The 16019-nt window shown below is 70.5% G+C and carries 16 protein-coding genes and 1 tRNA gene; 4 read left to right on the top strand and 13 right to left on the bottom strand.

Annotated features, from left to right (window positions below; all coding sequences use genetic code 11):
* Positions 1 to 29: 29 nt before the first annotated feature.
* The 3 genes from ACPYN5_RS14265 to ACPYN5_RS14275 all read right to left on the bottom strand — a co-directional run bounded on the left by ACPYN5_RS14265 (position 30) and on the right by ACPYN5_RS14275 (position 2667).
* The gene (locus ACPYN5_RS14265) at positions 30 to 980 is read right to left on the bottom strand and encodes a 1-phosphofructokinase family hexose kinase (protein ID WP_424449642.1); all 951 of its coding nucleotides are present in this window, start codon (positions 978 to 980) and stop codon (positions 30 to 32) included.
* Positions 977 to 1753: a DeoR/GlpR family DNA-binding transcription regulator gene (locus ACPYN5_RS14270; RefSeq protein WP_424449643.1), complete on the bottom strand. Its 777-nt coding sequence runs from the start codon at positions 1751 to 1753 to the stop codon at positions 977 to 979. The genes ACPYN5_RS14265 and ACPYN5_RS14270 overlap by 4 nt, the downstream gene beginning before the upstream one ends.
* A gap of 140 nt (positions 1754 to 1893) precedes the next feature.
* Positions 1894 to 2667, bottom strand: coding sequence for a hypothetical protein (locus ACPYN5_RS14275; protein WP_424449644.1), 774 nt, complete (start codon positions 2665 to 2667; stop codon positions 1894 to 1896).
* Positions 2668 to 2793: 126 nt separating this feature from the next.
* On the opposite strand from ACPYN5_RS14275, the gene ACPYN5_RS14280 reads away from it, so the two are divergent.
* From ACPYN5_RS14280 to ACPYN5_RS14290, 3 genes are all read left to right on the top strand, one after another.
* Positions 2794 to 4806: a DUF262 domain-containing protein gene (locus tag ACPYN5_RS14280; RefSeq protein ID WP_424449645.1), complete on the top strand. Its 2013-nt coding sequence runs from the start codon at positions 2794 to 2796 to the stop codon at positions 4804 to 4806.
* Between the two features lie 210 nt (positions 4807 to 5016).
* A complete protein-coding gene (locus ACPYN5_RS14285) occupies positions 5017 to 6498 on the top strand; it encodes an SDR family NAD(P)-dependent oxidoreductase (protein ID WP_424449646.1) in 1482 nt (493 codons plus the stop codon).
* Positions 6492 to 6704, top strand: a complete 213-nt coding sequence (locus ACPYN5_RS14290; protein WP_424449647.1) for a putative acetyltransferase — start codon at positions 6492 to 6494, stop codon at positions 6702 to 6704. The genes ACPYN5_RS14285 and ACPYN5_RS14290 overlap by 7 nt, the downstream gene beginning before the upstream one ends.
* Positions 6705 to 6769: 65 nt before the next feature.
* Here ACPYN5_RS14290 and ACPYN5_RS14295 read toward each other — a convergent pair whose 3' ends face one another.
* The 6 genes from ACPYN5_RS14295 to ACPYN5_RS14320 form a co-directional block, all read right to left on the bottom strand.
* Complete coding sequence (locus tag ACPYN5_RS14295; protein ID WP_424449648.1) at positions 6770 to 7822, bottom strand: 2,3-butanediol dehydrogenase; 1053 nt, start codon at positions 7820 to 7822, stop codon at positions 6770 to 6772.
* A 25-nt stretch (positions 7823 to 7847) separates the two neighbouring features.
* Positions 7848 to 8396, bottom strand: coding sequence for a TetR/AcrR family transcriptional regulator (locus ACPYN5_RS14300; RefSeq protein WP_424449649.1), 549 nt, complete (start codon positions 8394 to 8396; stop codon positions 7848 to 7850).
* Positions 8397 to 8419: 23 nt separating this feature from the next.
* Positions 8420 to 8677: a hypothetical protein gene (locus ACPYN5_RS14305; RefSeq protein ID WP_424449650.1), complete on the bottom strand. Its 258-nt coding sequence runs from the start codon at positions 8675 to 8677 to the stop codon at positions 8420 to 8422.
* Positions 8678 to 8772: 95 nt separating this feature from the next.
* Positions 8773 to 8844: transfer RNA gene (locus ACPYN5_RS14310), tRNA-Gln, on the bottom strand.
* Positions 8845 to 8926: 82 nt separating this feature from the next.
* Positions 8927 to 10441, bottom strand: a complete 1515-nt coding sequence (gltX, locus tag ACPYN5_RS14315) for a glutamate--tRNA ligase (protein WP_424449651.1) — start codon at positions 10439 to 10441, stop codon at positions 8927 to 8929.
* Between the two features lie 10 nt (positions 10442 to 10451).
* The gene (locus tag ACPYN5_RS14320) at positions 10452 to 11408 is read right to left on the bottom strand and encodes a LysR family transcriptional regulator (protein WP_424449652.1); all 957 of its coding nucleotides are present in this window, start codon (positions 11406 to 11408) and stop codon (positions 10452 to 10454) included.
* Between the two features lie 80 nt (positions 11409 to 11488).
* On the opposite strand from ACPYN5_RS14320, the gene ACPYN5_RS14325 reads away from it, so the two are divergent.
* Entirely contained in the window at positions 11489 to 12538 is a 1050-nt protein-coding gene (locus ACPYN5_RS14325; RefSeq protein WP_424449653.1) for an aminotransferase class V-fold PLP-dependent enzyme, read from the top strand.
* A 49-nt stretch (positions 12539 to 12587) separates the two neighbouring features.
* Here ACPYN5_RS14325 and ACPYN5_RS14330 read toward each other — a convergent pair whose 3' ends face one another.
* From ACPYN5_RS14330 to ACPYN5_RS14345, 4 genes are all read right to left on the bottom strand, one after another.
* Positions 12588 to 12764, bottom strand: a complete 177-nt coding sequence (locus tag ACPYN5_RS14330) for a hypothetical protein (RefSeq protein ID WP_424449654.1) — start codon at positions 12762 to 12764, stop codon at positions 12588 to 12590.
* A 61-nt stretch (positions 12765 to 12825) separates the two neighbouring features.
* Positions 12826 to 14115: an MFS transporter gene (locus ACPYN5_RS14335; protein ID WP_424449655.1), complete on the bottom strand. Its 1290-nt coding sequence runs from the start codon at positions 14113 to 14115 to the stop codon at positions 12826 to 12828.
* Positions 14108 to 14872, bottom strand: a complete 765-nt coding sequence (locus ACPYN5_RS14340; protein ID WP_424449656.1) for a fumarylacetoacetate hydrolase family protein — start codon at positions 14870 to 14872, stop codon at positions 14108 to 14110. The genes ACPYN5_RS14335 and ACPYN5_RS14340 overlap by 8 nt, the downstream gene beginning before the upstream one ends.
* A gap of 1 nt (position 14873) precedes the next feature.
* Positions 14874 to 15980, bottom strand: a complete 1107-nt coding sequence (locus ACPYN5_RS14345; protein ID WP_424449657.1) for a branched-chain amino acid aminotransferase — start codon at positions 15978 to 15980, stop codon at positions 14874 to 14876.
* Positions 15981 to 16019: the final 39 nt, after the last annotated feature.

Here is a 16019-nt window from a genome sequence, read left to right on the forward strand (position 1 = left end):
CTGGTTCGGGTGTTGCGGTGTCATCGGATTCAGCGGTGGAGAGCGCGGGCAGGGATGTCCGCGGTGGGAAGATCAGCGGCGCGCGGCGCCTGGGTGCCCTCGAGGGCCGCAGCGGCAGAGCCGTAGCGAATGGCGGAGACGAGCGCCTCGGCCGGCGCTGCGCCGCGGGCCTCCGCGATCAGATATCCGGCGAGGGAGCTGTCACCGGCGCCCACGGTGCTGCGCACCCGCGTCGGCGGCGGCGCGGCGGCCCACGCTCCCTCCTCCGTCACGAGCACGGCGCCGTCACCGCCCAGGGTGACCAGGGCAGCGCCGACCGCGGACGGTACGAGCGAGCGAGCGGCGGCGTGCACCGCATCGACGAGGGTGTCGGCGGCCGGGAGCGCCGCTCCGAGCAGGTCGGCGAGCTCCTCGTCGTTGGGCTTGATGAGGTCCGGATGCCCGTAGGCGACGACGGCCCGCAGCGCCGACCCCGAGGTGTCGACCGCGATCCGTGGGGCGTCCGTCCCGCAGCGCTCGCGCACCGCCCGGATGACGCGCACATAGGCGTCGTCCGGCAGACCGGGGGCGAGCGAGCCGGCGAGAACGAGCCAGCGCGCACCACGGGACGATTCGGCGACCACGTCGATGACGTCGTCGAGATCCGCCGAGCTCAGCGCCACACCGGGGAGGTTGATCTTCGTGGTCTCGCCCGTCGGATCCGTCACGGCGATGTTGGCTCGGGTCCGCCCGCGCACCGGAACGTTGCGGACGTCGACATCCGCACCGGTGAGCACCGCGCCGAAGGGGTCGGCGGGGTCGAGCGGGAGCACGGCGAGGCTGTCGACCGCCGCCGCCCTCAGCACACGGGCGACGTTGATGCCCTTGCCGCCGGCATCCTCGCGAACGGCGGACGCGGTCTGCACCTCCCCTACGCGCAGCGGGGCGACCATCGAGATGGTGCGGTCGAGCGACGGATGCACCGTCAGGGTCACGATCATGCGATCCATACCTCCACGTCGGCCTCGCGCAGGGCGCGGGCGAGCTCTCCGTCGGGCTCCCGGTCCGTCACGACGACGTCGAGATCGGGCAGCTCCGCGAACGAGACGAGCAGTTCCGCACCGAACTTGTCGGAATCGGCCAGCACGATGACGCGGCGCGCGCCCGTGACGATCGCGCGTTTGACGGCGGCTTCGTCGGGGTCGGGTGTGGTCAGTCCCGCTCCGGCGGCGATCCCGTTGGTGCCGAGGAACGCCACGTCCGGACGCAGTCGCGCGATCGCCGCCACCGTGTCGGAGCCGACCGCTGCGGCCGTCAGCCCGCGGACGCGTCCGCCGATCGCCGTCAGGCCGATGCCCGGGGCTCCGGCGAGGGAGTGCGCGATCGTCATCGAGTGCGTGACGACCTCATGGCCGCCCGTCGCCGCGCGCCCGAGGAGCGCGGCGGCGAGAGCGGCAGTCGTCGTGCCGGCGTCGATGTAGACCGAACCGGTACCCGGGGGCAGGGCAGCGAGCGCTCGCCGCGCGATCCGCTCCTTCGCAGCCGAGTGGCGCTCCGCGCGCTCGGCGACGGAGGGCTCGGCGGTGCTGACGCGCTCGGACGACACCGCGCCGCCATGCACGCGGCGGAGCACACCCGTCTCTTCGAGGGCGGCCAGGTCGCGGCGGACGGTCTCGGTGGTGACGTCGAAGCGGGAGGCGAGGTCGACCACGGCCACGCGACCGTGGCTGGCGAGCATTCGCTCGATGAGCTGCTGGCGCTCCATTGCGTACACGACATCCCCCTTCGGATGCCCACACATTACAACGCACTCAAACGCAAAGCAACAGAAACCAACATCTCCGCGGAGCGGGTCGCACGCACAGCGAAGGGGCGCCGGCCGCAGCCGACGCCCCTTCGAGAGAAATACGAGACTCAGGCCTCGCTCATCGCGATGACCTCCTGCTGACCGCGCGCCGCGAGGGCGGCGGCACGGGCGGCGATACGGCGCTCCTGCTCGATCTGGCCGGCATCCAGGATCTCCTGGTCGACGGGGTAGCTCTCGACCTTGTTCACGCCGTTGTACTTGGCGATGTAGGCGTCGAGCTCGGGGCCCGACTCCCACGACGTGATGAGGCAGTAGCGCGGCTCGTCGCCGTAGTGGGCGGCGGCGTGCCACAGGCGCTGGGTGTCGACGATGAGCTGAGCACCGGCGGGAAGCGCGATGCGCGTCTCCTCGCTCGGGTCGGTGCGGTTCTCACGAAGCACGAAGTAGCTCGTCTTGTCGTCGGTGAGGTTGAAGAAGCCACGGACGACCCAGCCGGTGCCGTCGGGGTTCAGCCGGTTGTTGTCGTCCTGGTGGAGGTTGTACAGGCAGTCGGCGTACGTGTTCGGCTGCAGCTCGATGATGCGGCAGCGACCGACGTTGGCTCCGGGCTCCTGCGCGCGCGCTGTCAGGGTGGGCGCGAGAGCGGTCTGCGAGTCGATCCACACCCCGTCCTTGTCGGTGCGCGGCGGCTTGTGGTTCCAGAAACCGTTGCACTCGATCTCGCCCTTGGCCGAGGCCAACGGAGCGAAGCGCGTGTCACCGGAGGACTTCCAGTCGACATACTCGATGTCGAGCCACTCCTTCGGATCGATCTCCTTGTTGTAGCGGTCGAGGACGACGTAACCGGTCTCCTCGAGGGCAGCGGACTTGATGTAACCCATGACGGATCATGACCTTTCTGTCGGACAAGCGAAGTTTTTACAGGCCCGACTTAGGTCAGCCTACCTAGGGGTTCCGGGCGCGCCGGTAGACTCGTCCGGGGTTTTCGAGGAGCGATTTCGGAGAACATGAGCACTGCTACGAATGTCGAAGCGACCGCCGTCAACACGATCGGTTGGCTCTCGGCATCCGAGACCACCATCGTCGTCCCGGTCTATCAGCGGCAGTACCGCTGGGACATCGGCGGCTGCGAACAGCTGCTCGGCGACATCCGCTCCGTCTCGGCAGCGGACGACGCGCACACGCACTTCATCGGGTCGATCCTCTCGACGGCGAGCACGAGCGCCGAGGATGACGCGCAATTGGTGCTCATCGACGGCCAGCAGCGGATCACGACCCTCATGCTCCTCGTGGCGGCCCTCCACCACACCCTGCGCGACGACGATCCCGAGCTCGCGCGTGAGCTCGAGGCGGTCCTCGTCCGCACGGACGACCCCGCCCGCACCAAGCTGCGTCCCCACCGCGCCTGGGCCGACGTGTTCGAGAGCGTCGTCCTCGATCGACGTAGCGCCGAGGACGAGCAGCGGGCCTCGCGCTTCGACGACAACTACGCGTTCTTCCGGAGCCAGATCCGCCCCGGCGAAGCGGCCTCGCTCTGGCGCGGGCTGCAAAAGCTCGAGCACGTCGCCATCACGCTGGGGGTGCAGGCCAACGCCCAGCAGATCTTCGAGAGCCTGAACTCCACGGGAGAACCGCTCCGCGACCACGAGCTCATCCACAACTACGTGCTGATGGGGCTCACACACGCCCAGCAGAACGAGGTGGAGCAGGAGTACTGGCTCCCGATCGAGCAGAACACGGGCGACGCGATCGGCTCGTTCTGGAACCACTACCTCGTCATGCTGACCGGTCGCGAGGTGCTCGTCACGGGTGGACGCGGGGTGTACGACGTCTTCCGCCAGCAGTTCCCGCGCCTGGACATCCACACGCTCCGTGCGCACGCGAAGAGCTGGCGGACCTTCTCCGAGATCTATCGTGAGCTGCTCGACCCCGCTTCGAGCGATGACGCGGAGGTGGGGCGCCAGCTCGGTTACCTCGCCGTGCTCGGTCGCGGGATGTTCCCCCTGGCGATGCGGCTCGTCCACGACCAGCGAGCCGGCACCCTGCCGCGAGCCGAGCTCATCGCGCGTCTCGAAGACATCCAGTCGCTCCTGCTCCGACGCGTGGTGGTCGGGATCGCGACCGAGCGCCTCGTCGCGCGGCTCTGCCGGGCCTACGCCGAAGGCCATGAAGCGCTGACCCGAGCCATCGCGCGCATCACGCCGTCGGACGAGCGCGTGCGCGTCGGGCTCAAGTACAGCGACCTCCCGCACCCGCGCTACGTGCTCGGACGGCTCGCGGAAGCCGATCCGGCCGACCTCCTCGATGTGTCTCCGGTCTTCCCCGCCGGGGCGGGAGACGACTGGTCGGGCGACGGCGCCCGGCGCTTCGCGGACTACAGCGAGGACGAGCAGAACAGCCACCGCGCGCTCGCCCACACGATCGGCAACCTGACCCTCCTCGAGCAGGACCGCGCCGAGCGCGCCCTCGACGCCACCTTCCCGCAGCTGCGTCCGCTGCTCGCGGGGAGCGCGGTCGAGATGTCGCGCGAGATCTCCGAGCGGGACGCGTGGGACACGGCGGCCATCGGCTCGCGCACGGAAAGCCTCGCGGCTCGTTTCGTCGACCTGTGGCGCCGCCCCCCGCTGACCGGCATCGACGACGACAACCTCACTCCCATCCTCGATGCGAAGCTGCGGCGCGGCTGGCCCCGCGGCTGGCAGCGCGAGTTCGATTACGTCGAGTTCCGCGGTGAGCACTGGGAGGTGCCCGACGTCCGGTACCTCTTCAACCGGGTGTTCAAGCGCCTGTGGGTCGACTCGCGCCAGAGCGTCGTCGACTTCAGCGCGCGACGCGGCGGCCCGGTCTATCCGGCGATGGCGTGGAACGGCCAGTGGGACGAGCTCGGCGAGGGCACCTACCTCTACATGGGCTGGGACTCGCGCTACATGCTCACGGCGGTGCAGGGAGTGCTCGAAGAGGCGGGGTGGGCGCCGGAGGTCTTCCTGAAGTACTCCTACATCGGCGAGGCGATGCGCTGACCTCGTATCAGAGTCAGTACTGCGACGTCAACGACCCCGAACGGCGGGGCCCGGGCGCGTAGTTTCACTCTTGTACGTGAGCGGCTCGGTAGAGACGGTGTTCGGGTCACTTTCTCCCAGGGCTCACTGACGGCCCCGCTGTGAAATTCGTCTCCAGCGGGGCCGTCCCCTTCCCCGCGGTCGTGCAGGCGGGGTGTCGTAGAATTCCGTGTGCTTCCCGACACGGTCTCCCCCTCTTCCCTCGCGCCGAGCGGCATCGATCCCGATGACCTCGCCACGACTCTGCGCGTGCTCGGTCAGCTCGCCGACATCGACCACGCCCACCCCGATTTCGCGACGGTCCGTCGCGCGACGGCGGCGATGTTCAAGGCGGCGAAGAAGGTGCGCCGGCGTGAGATCCGGGATGCGGTCGCCACCGCCGACCGCGCCGTCGTCCACGCGACCGCGACGGGCGCGCCCGACCGCATCGACGACGAGACCCGCGGCATCCCCATCTCGTCGTCGACGACAGCGCCGATCGCCGGAACCCTGATCAAGGCGCGTGCCTGCTACATGTGCAAGCAGCCGTACACGATCGTGGATGCCTTCTACCATCAGCTCTGCCCCGACTGCGCGGCCCTCAGCCACGTCAAGCGCGACGCGCGCACCGACCTGACGGGTCGCCGTGCGCTGCTGACCGGCGGGCGCGCGAAGATCGGGATGTACATCGCGCTGCGGCTGCTGCGCGACGGTGCGCACACGACCATCACGACCCGCTTCCCGCGCGACGCGGTGCGCCGCTTCAGGAGCCTTCCCGACTCGGCGGAGTGGATCGACCGGCTCAAGGTCGTCGGCATCGACTTGCGCGATCCGGCCCAGGTCGTGGGGCTCGCCGACGACGTCGCCGCAGCCGGGCCGCTCGACATCCTGATCAACAACGCGACGCAGACCGTGAGGCGCTCCCCCGGCGCCTATCAGCCGCTCGTCGACGCGGAGCTCTCGCCGCTGCCGGACGGCCCCCTGCCCGAGCTCGTCACCTTCGGGCACACCAACGACATGCACCCGCAGGCTCTGGAGCGCTCGGTCAACGCGCATCCGATCCTCGCCGCCGCAGCCTCGCGCGCCGACGAGCTGACGGAACAGGCGATGGCAGCGGGCTCGAGCTCGCTCGAGCGCCTCGCCGCGGGGACCGCGATCGACGCCGGTGGGCTGATCCCCGATCTCGACAGCGTCAACTCGTGGACGCAGCGTGTCGGCGATGTCGATCCGCTGGAGATGCTCGAGGTGCAGCTCGCCAATACGACGGCGCCGTTCCTGCTCGTGTCGAAACTCCGCGCGTCGCTCGCCGCGAGCCCGGCACGCCGCACCTACGTCGTCAACGTCAGCGCCATGGAGGGCGTGTTCAACCGCGGTTACAAGGGCCCGGGCCACCCGCACACGAACATGGCCAAGGCCGCCGTGAACATGCTGACGCGCACGAGCGCCCGCGAGATGTTCGAGACCGACGGCATCCTCATGACGAGCGTCGACACCGGCTGGATCACCGACGAGCGCCCGCACCCCACGAAGGTGCGCCTCGCGGAAGAGGGCTTCCACGCCCCGCTCGATCTCGTCGACGGAGCCGCACGCGTCTACGACCCGATCGTCCGCGGCGAAGCAGGCGACGACGTCTTCGGTGTCTTCCTCAAGGATTACTCGCCCGGCGCATGGTGAGACTCCCGGCGCCCGGCAACCGCGTCGTCGTCCGCTACCTGCTGCCGACGGGTCAAGCGACGGATGCGCTCGGCGAGCTGGTGAGCGCTGACGGCGAGGTCGTCGTCGTCGACGGCAAGCGCGGCGTGGAGCGCATCCGGCGTGCCGACATCGTCGCCGCCAAGCCCGTGCCTCCGCCGCCGGCGCCACGGCCGCGTCGCAGCTGAGCCGCGCGGCGTGCGACAGCCCGCGAGTCGACGACCTCCGACTCGCGGGCTGTCACGCTTCGAGGTCAGGCGTCCGAGCGCACCAGGATCTTCGCGCCGGCGCCGCCCCGGAGCTTCTCGATCGCGCCGACGACGCCGTCGATCGGCACTTCCTCGACCCAGCCCGTCGTGTCGTAGACACCGCGCGACATCGCCTCGATGACCGCGTCGAAGTCGGCGGGAAGGTACGCCAGGGCGCCGGCGATCTCGGTCTCCGTCATCACGAGCTGCGTCGGCGCGAACTCCATCGCGCGCTCGTGGATCGCAACGACGACGAGGCGGCCGCCGGGCACGAGGCTCGCCAGTCCCGAGGTGATGGCGGGTCCGGCTCCGGCGGCGTCGAAGGCCACGTCGGCACCGCGGCCGGCGGTGAGCTCGTCCACGGCCGCGGCGAGGTCGCCCGACACCGGGTCGACGACGGTCGCACCGAGCGCCGCGATGGTCTCGCGGCGGGCCGCGCTCGGCTCCGAGACGAGCACCTTGTCGACGCCGCGGGCCTTCAACGCGAACCACACACCGATGCCGATCGGTCCCGCCCCCGCGACGACCGCCGTCTGCCCGGGCTGCACGCGCGAGCGTTCCACGGCGTGCCACGCGACGGCCATCGGCTCGACGAGGGCCCCCATGCGCAGGTCGACGTTCTCGGGGAGCTTGTGCAGCATCGTCGCCGGCACGGTGGTGTATTCGGCCATGCCGCCGCCGTGCGAGCTCAAGCCGTGGAAGCCGATCTTCTGGCAGGCGTTGAACATGCCCTTCTCGCACGCGGGGCACGCGCCGCAGTAGTACACCGGCCAGACCGCGGCGCGGTCACCGACCGACACGCCTTCGACGCCGTCGCCGATCTCCACGACGGTTCCCGCGAACTCGTGGCCGAGGATCTGCGGAAGCTGCGCTCCGGTGACCGGATGCGGCTCGTCGAGGGTGAGCCCTGCCGCCTCCGGGGCGTAGTACACGTGCAGATCGGAACCGCAGATGCCGGCGAAGGCGTTCTTGAGCTTCACCTGCCCGGCGGCGACCCTCGGTTCGTCGACGTTCTCCACCCGGAGGTCTTCCTTCGCGTGGAACACTGCTGCCTTCATCGTGATCTCCTCTCGTTCGGCTGCATCAGCGCAGCCACCATTCCGGCGAGGCGGCGAGGATCGCCCTCGTCGCCCACGCCACGTCGCCTGCGCCCGAGCGCAGCCAGACCTCGATCGCCGCGACCGTGCCGCCCGCCGCGTAGGCGATCGCGAGCTCGCGCGCGGGGAGGTCGCCTATCGCCCGCGGTTCGATCTCGGGATGCCGGTCGAGCCATTCCTCGAGACCGGCCGCGACGACCCGCTCGAGCACAGCACGCATCGGTGCCGCGAGCGCGGGCTGGAGGGCACCGCGATACACATCGGCGCGAGCCCGCACGTGCTCGAGGAGCAGGCCCTCTGCGACGGAGAGCGAATCGAGGTCGCCGACATCTGACAGCACGGAATCCAGTTCGGCGCTCAGCGCGTCTGCGACGAGCGAGACCGCCGACTCGGCATGGCGGTAGAACGTGTCGCGGGTCACCCCGGCGGCGCGGCAGATGTCGGCGACCGACAGTTCTGCGACCGGACGATCGGCAGCCAGATCGAGCGCGGCGCGGCGCAACGCCTCTCGGCTGCGCATCGACCGCGGATCCATGCCGCCAGTCTATCCGACAGGTGTCAGATAGACGCGGGTGAATCGTCGCCGGTGTGCTCGTGGCGATCGGCATCGCGATCGTCCGCACTCTCCGGCGCCGCCGGCACCGAGAGCGCAACGGCGACCGACGAGATACCGGTTCCGCCGAGCATCGCGGCAGCCGGATCCGCGAGCGGCGGCTCGTCGGGCAGGAGTTCGGCACCCGACATCGGACGCGCCGGTTCGGACGGCAGGCCCGCCCATTCGCTCGGTTCCTCGGGTCGCTGCGTGAAGAGTCCCATGAGCCCATTCTCCGCCCGAAGGCGGGTGGAGAGAGCTGCCGTGGCGGCGTTCTCGGACAACAGAAAAGCCCCGCCGGAGCGGGGCTTTCAGAGAGCTGGGGTACCTGGACTCGAACCAAGAACAACGGTACCAGAAACCGCCGTGTTGCCAATTACACCATACCCCATGGGGGTTCAGCCGCAGCCTCACCGAGGAATAACTCTACCTGACGGAGAGGATGCGGCCAAACCGGGCGCCGCCCGGGCGCGTCAGCCGACGCGCTGGACCAAGGCGTCGAGACGACGGATCGTCTCGACCTTGCCGAGCAGCTCCATCGACTCGAACAGCGGCGGCGACACGCGACGCCCGCTGAGGGCGACGCGGAGCGGGCCGTAGGCGACGCGAGGCTTCAGGCCCAGCCCCTCGATGAGGGCTGGTGCCAACGCATCCTGCACGGCGGCGGCGGTGAAGCCGTGCTCGGGAACGACCTCGAGGGCGCCGACCGATGCGACGAGCACCTCGCCGGCGTTCGCCGGAAGGCCGGCGAGGGCATCGTCGTCGTACGCGACGTCGGAGCGGAACAGGAATCCCAGCAGCCCGGGTGCGTCGCCGAGAAGCTGCATCCGCTCCTGCACCAGGGGCGCCGCCGCCTCGAGGATCTCGCGTTCCCCCGCGGTCGGCGGGTTCTCGATCAGTCCGGCGCCAGCGAGATAGGGCACGAGGCGCTCGGCGAAGTCGTCGGGCGCGAGCATCCGCACGTGGTCGCCGTTGATCGACTCGGCCTTCTTCTGGTCGAAGCGGGCCGGGTTGGGGTTCACGTCGGCGATGTCGAACGCGGCGATGAGCTCGTCGCGGGTGAAGACGTCGCGGTCGGCCGCGATCGACCACCCGAGCAGCGAGAGGTAGTTGAGCAGCCCCTCGTGGATGAAGCCCTTCTCGCGCTGCAGGAAGAGATCGGCTTTGGGGTCGCGCTTGGACAGCTTCTTGTTGCCGGTCTCGCCGAGGACGAGAGGCATGTGACCGAAGCGCGGCACGAAGTCGGTCACGCCGGCTTCGATGAGCGCCGCGTACAGGGCGAGCTGCCGAGCGGTCGACGGCATGAGGTCTTCGCCGCGCAGGACGTGCGTGACGCCCATGAGCGCGTCGTCGACCGGGTTCACGAAGGTGTACAGCGGGATGCCGCCGGCGCGGACGATCACGAAATCGGGGAACGAGCCCGCGGGGAAGGTCACCTCGCCGCGGATGAGGTCGACGAAGGTGAGGTCGTGGTCCGGCACGCGCAGACGCCACGCGGGCTCGCGGCCCTCGGCACGGAAGGCGGCCTTCTGCTCGTCGGTGAGGCCGCGGTCGAAGTTGTCGTAGCCGAGCTGCTTCGCGCGCCCGTTCGCCTCGTTGCGCGCGTCGATCTCCTCCGCGGTCGAGTACGACTCGTAGACGACACCGGCGGCGATCAGCTTGTCGAGCACACCGCGGTAGAGCTCGTGGCGCTGCGACTGACGATAGGGCGCGTGCGGGCCGCCCTTCTCGACCCCCTCGTCCCAGTCGATCTCGAGCCACCGCAGCGCCTCGAGCAGCTGCTGGTAGCTCTCCTCGCTGTCGCGAGCGGCATCGGTGTCTTCGATGCGGAAGACCATCTTGCCGCCGTTGTGGCGCGCGTAAGCCCAGTTGAACAGGGCGGTGCGAATCAGGCCGACGTGCGGCAGACCGGTCGGCGACGGGCAGAACCGCACGCGGACATCGGTTCCGGAGGCGGTCGTGGTGGCGGGGTGGGGTGCGCTGGACATCCCCTCCAGCTTAGTTCTCGCGCGGCCCGACGCCGGTGAGCTCCCGCACGACCGCGCGCAGATGACCGAGGACGGATGCGACCGCCGGAACCCGGCCTGCTCCCCCGGCCGACACGGCGTGGATGGCACGACGCTCGCTCGCCGGAAGCGGACGGGTCACCACCCCCGGCAGCAGCGGGAACGACGCCACCGCGAGCCCCGGCAGCGTCGCGACCCCGATCCCCTGCGCGACGAGCTGCTCGACGGCCACGAAGTTGTCGGTCTCGAAACGGATCGCCGGCACGAAGCCCGCCCGGCCGCACACTTCGAGCAGGTGACCCCGGCAGCGCGGGCAGCCGGCGATCCAATCCTCCTGCGCGAGCGGGGCGATCTCGATCGCGCCGCTTCCGCGCGCCGCGGCGTGCCCGGCAGGCAGGACGGCCAGCAGCTCGTCGTACCCGATGACCTCGGTGTCGAGGCCGCGCGCGTTCTCCCCGTGCGGGTCGTTCCGATCGCCCGGGTAGCCGAAGGTGAGCGCGATGTCGGCACGGTCGGCGCGGACGTCGGCGATGGCCTCGGGCGGCTCCGCCTCGACGTAGGTCAGCGTCAGCCCGGCCTCGGCGTGCGCGAGCCTGTCCATGAGGCGCGGCAGGACGGTGGGGGAAGCCGACGGGAAGCCGACCATGCGGACGGTGCCCGACCGGAGCCCCGCGAGTTCGGCGAGCTCGCCGGATGCCGCGTCGATGACCGTCGCGACGGCCGCGGCGTGGCGGGCGATGACGCGTCCGGCCTCGGTGAGCCGCATCCGACGTCCGACCCGTTCGACCACGGGCACCCCGAGCCGCTGCTCGAGCCGCTTGACCTGCTGACTGACGGCCGGCTGGCTGTAGCCGAGGGCCGCAGCGGCGGCGGTGATGGAGCCGCTGTCGGCAATGGCGCGCACGATCCGCAGCTCGGCGACGTCGAGTCGGTAGTCGGGAGTTCCCATACCGAAAGATAACTAGGCGCAATGGTTTTCATGCAAATCCTGCCGTAGACCAATGGGTTCCCTACGCGGAGTCTGGAGACATGCGAACGACGACCCTCTCACCCGACGAGCTCCGTAGCGCGTTCTCCGGAACGCGCGGGTATCTCTCGGCCTGCAGCACCGGCCTGCCGACGCGCGACACGCGCGCGGCCGTCGTCGCGGATCTCGATGCACGCCCCGACCTCGCGCACTACGCGGCCGTCACGGAGCGGTGCCGGGCGCACGTCGCACGCCTGGTGTCGGTTCCGACAGACCGGGTCGCGCTCGGCTCGCAGACCTCGGTCATGGTGGGCCTGCTCGCCGCCTCCCTGCGTGACGGCGCGACGGTGCTCTGCCCGGAGGGCGAGTTCTCGTCGCTCGTGATGCCGTTCGCCCACGCCGGCCGGGGCATCCGGGTCCGAGCCGTTCCGCTGGCAGGCCTTGCGGACGCGATCGGGCCCGACGTCGACCTCGTCGCGTTCTCGATCGTGCAGTCCGCGACGGGCGAGGTCGCCGATGCCGACGCCATCGTCGCGGCGGCGCGGCGACACGGCGCCCGCACCCTCTGCGACGCCACCCAGGCGGTGGGGTGGCTGCCGGTCGATGCCGGCGCGTACGATGCGCTCGTCTGCCACACCTACAAGTGGCTCTGCGCGCCCCGCGGCGTCGCGTTCCTGACGCTGAGCGAGGACTTCGCCGCGTCGCTCCGCCCCATCCACGCCGGCTGGTACGCCGGGGAGGATCCCTGGGCCGCGTGCTACGGCACCGACGCGTCGCTCGCGCGTTCCGCTCGACGGTTCGACGTCTCACCCACGTGGCAGGCGATGGTGGGCGCGGAGCCCGCGCTGGCGATGTTCGCGGCCGCCGACCCGCGAGCGCTCCACGCGCGCGTGACCGGCCTCGCAGCGGCGTTCCGCTCGCGCCTGGGGCTGCCCGAACCGCTCCGGCCCACCCCGATCGTCGCCTGGCCGGATCTCGACGGCGCCGATCTCGCCCGGCTGACAGCGGCCGGGGTGACGGCATCCGGTCGGCGGGGGAACGCCCGGGTGGCCTTCCACGTCTTCAACGACGAGGCCGACGTCGAGCTGGCGGCACGCGCGCTGCTCGGCTGATCGACACCGGCGGCGAAGACCGGCGGCGAGGCGCGGCGGCGCGCCGAAGTCAGGCTGTCAGCGTCCAGCCGGCGGTGGCGATCGCATCGACGATGTGGGAGTCGCCCGTGAAGTCGATGCCGTCGGTGAAGAAGCTGATGATGACCAGCGCGAACATCAGCGCGATCGAGAGGAAGAGGATCGCGCTCGACACGAGGGCGATGATCAGCTGTGATCGGTGGCTCATGACACCACCGTGACAGGCTTCGCTCGCGGATCCAAATGCTTGCCGCGCGGCGTCGCAGCGGTTAGGCGTCTCCGCGCCCCGCGGTGGGAGCGTCAGCGACGGCGGGCCGCCGGGCGAGCGGGGCGCTGAGGGCGACCGCGGCGACGATCACGAGCGCCCCGGCAGCGAGACCGGCGTAGCCGATCAGGCCGAGCACCGCTCCGGCTGCTGTCGCCCCCGCGGCGCCCACGAGGTTCATGATCGCGTCGCTGCGCCCCTGGCGCGTCGTCCGCCACTCGGGCGATGACGCCTCGGTCAGCAGCGCCGAGCCCGCGACGGTCGCCGCGCTCCAGCCGAGCCCCAACAGGATCAGCGCGAGCGTGACGGCCACAGCCGACTCCGCGCCGAACGCTGCCACGATGAGCGACGCGGCCAGGAGCGCTTGACCGAGCAGGATCGTCGCGACGCGCCCGAGCCGATCGGCCAGCAGGCCGAAGACGGGCGACAGCGCGTACATGCCGGCGATGTGCAGGCTGATGGTCAGCCCCACCACGGTGAGCTCGGCGCCGTGGTGCACGAGGTGCAGCGGAGTCATCGCCATGACGGAGACCATGACCCCGTGCGATCCCGCGATCGCGGCGATGGCATACCGGGCGGCGCGCGGTCGGTCGCCGCTCGGGGCGACGGCCACGGGTCCCCGGGCCACGGATCGCCGAGCCGCCATCGCTTCCGAGGCGCGCGCGAGCAGCAGCGGGTCGGGCCGGAGCGCGATCAGGTAGAGCACGATCGCCAGCAGCTGGGCGACCGCGGTGAACAGATAGGGACCTGTCAGCGGCGGCATCCCGAGGGCGTCGCCGAGCTCTTCACCGGCGCCGATGAGGTTGGGGCCGAGCACGGCGCCGAGGGTCGTCGCCCACACGACGATGGAGAGGTCTCGCCCGCGCGTGCGGTCGGTCGCAAGGTCGGTTGCGGCGAACCGGGACTGCAGGTTCGCCGCCTGCCCCGCGCCGATGAGCGCGAAAGCCGCCAGCAGGACCGGGAAGACCTCGAGCGCCGTGCCGAGGACCACCAGGACGACTCCGGCCAGTGCCAGAGCCATCCCGAGGGCGAGCGCCGGACGACGCCCGGACCGCGAGGCGAACGACGCGAGCGGCACCGCCAGCAGTGCCGCCCCGAGGGTCACGGCGGCGGTCGGGAGTCCCGCGAGTGCGTCGTCGCCGGTGAGCCGTTCGGTGATGACCGCGCCCAGCGAGATCGTCGAGCCGAAGCCGATTCCGCCGAGCACCTGCCCGAGCGAGAGCACCAGCAGGGCGCGCCGGCGGACGGCCTCGCGCGAGGCCTCGGTCAGCGCGACAGCTGGGCGCTCAGGCATCCCGGACGATGTTGCGGAGGATGCCGAGACCGTCGATCTCGACCTCCACGACATCGCCCGCCACGAGCGGCCCGACGCCGGCGGGCGTGCCGGTCAGGATGACGTCGCCCGGAAGCAGGGTGAACGCCGCCGAGGCGTATGCGATCAGGTCGGCGATGCCGTGGACCATGTCGCTGAGCGGAGCGCGCTGCTTCTCCTCGCCGTTGACCCGCGCGACGAGCTCGGCCTGAGCGGCGTCGAACTCCGTCTCGATCGCGGGTCCGAGCGGGCAGAAGGTGTCGAAGCCCTTCGCCCGCGCCCATTGGCCGTCGCTGCGCTGCAGATCCCGAGCGGTCACGTCGTTGGCGATCGTGTACCCGAAGACGTGGCCGAGCGCGTCGTCGGCCGAGACGTTGCGCGTGACCTTCCCGATGACGATGGCGAGCTCTCCCTCGAAGTCGACCTGCTGCGACTGCGTCGGTCGCACGATCGCGTCGCCGGGACCGATCACCGAGGTGTTCGGCTTGAAGAACAGCAGCGGCTCAGCCGGCACCTCGTTGCCGAACTCGGCGGCGTGGTCGCGATAGTTGCGGCCTACCGCGATCACCTTGGATCGCGGGATGACGGGTGCCAGCAGCACGGCGTCGCTCAGTGCCACGCGGTCGCCGGTGGTGTCGTAGCCGGCGTACATCGGGTCACCCGCGAGGGTGACGAGGTCGGTGCCGTCGAGGATGCCGTACCGGATGGCCTCATTGTGCGAGAAACGTACGATCTTCATTTCAACCGTCCAGTCGCACGAGCCAGCCGTGCTTGTCTTCGCGCCGGCCGTACTGGATGTCGGTGAGCTCTTCTCGCAGCGAGAGGGCGAGCTCGCCCACGGGCTGCTCGTCGAAGAAGTCACGCCCCTTCAGCACGCCGATCGGGGTGACGACAGCGGCCGTACCGCAGGCGAAGACCTCGACGATGTCGCCGGATGCCACGCCCTGACGCCACTCGTCGAGCGATACGGCGCGGCCTTCGATCTTGTGCCCGCGGTCGCGCGCGAGCTGGAGGATCGAGTCGCGTGTGATCCCCTCGAGGATGGAATCGGACTGCGGCGTGACGATCGTGCCGTCCTTGTAGACGAACACGACGTTCATCCCGCCGAGCTCCTCGACGTTGCGGTCCTGGTCGAGGAAGACGACCTGGTCGCACTCGTTCTCGTACGCCTCCGCCTGCGGGAGCAGGCTCGATGCGTAGTTGCCGCCGGTCTTGGCCGCTCCGGTGCCGCCCTTGCCCGCGCGCGCATAGTCCTCGCTGAGCCAGATCGACACGGGTGTGACGCCACCGGTGAAGTAGGCACCCGCGGGGCTCGCGATCAGGTAGTACGCGACCTTGTTCGCGGGCCGGACACCGAGGAAAGCTTCCTTCGCGAACATGAAGGGACGCAGGTAGAGCGACTGGTCGGCACCGGAAGGCACCCAGTCGCCGTCGACGGCGATGAGCTCGCGCAGCGACTGGATGAACCACTCGACCGGCAGCTCGGGCAGCGCCAGCCGGCGCGCGGACCGCTGCAGTCGGCGGCCGTTCTGGTCCGGCCGGAAGGTGTGCACCGAGCCGTCGGCGTGACGGTAGGCCTTGATGCCCTCGAAGATCTCCTGGCCGTAGTGCAGCACGGCCGCGGCGGGATCGAGCGTGATCGGGCCGTAGGGCTGCACGCGCGGACGGTGCCAGCCGCCGCGGACCGACCAGCAGATGTCGACCATGTGGTCGGTGAAGTGGGTGCCGAAGCCGGGGTTCGCCAGGATCTCGTCGCGGCGGGCGGGAGCTGCCCCGGCGAGGTTGCGGGTGACGGAGAACTCGAGGGGCTCGAGTCCGGCGTCGGGGTCGTTTTCGAGAAGGGTCATGTGTCTTCCAAGCCAAAGTGGGGCGGCGGGCGGTGTCCA

Origin of the sequence: Microbacterium arborescens, from assembly GCF_049707515.1 — a bacterium.
In the GTDB taxonomy this organism is placed as follows: Bacteria; Actinomycetota; Actinomycetes; order Actinomycetales; family Microbacteriaceae; genus Microbacterium; species Microbacterium arborescens_B.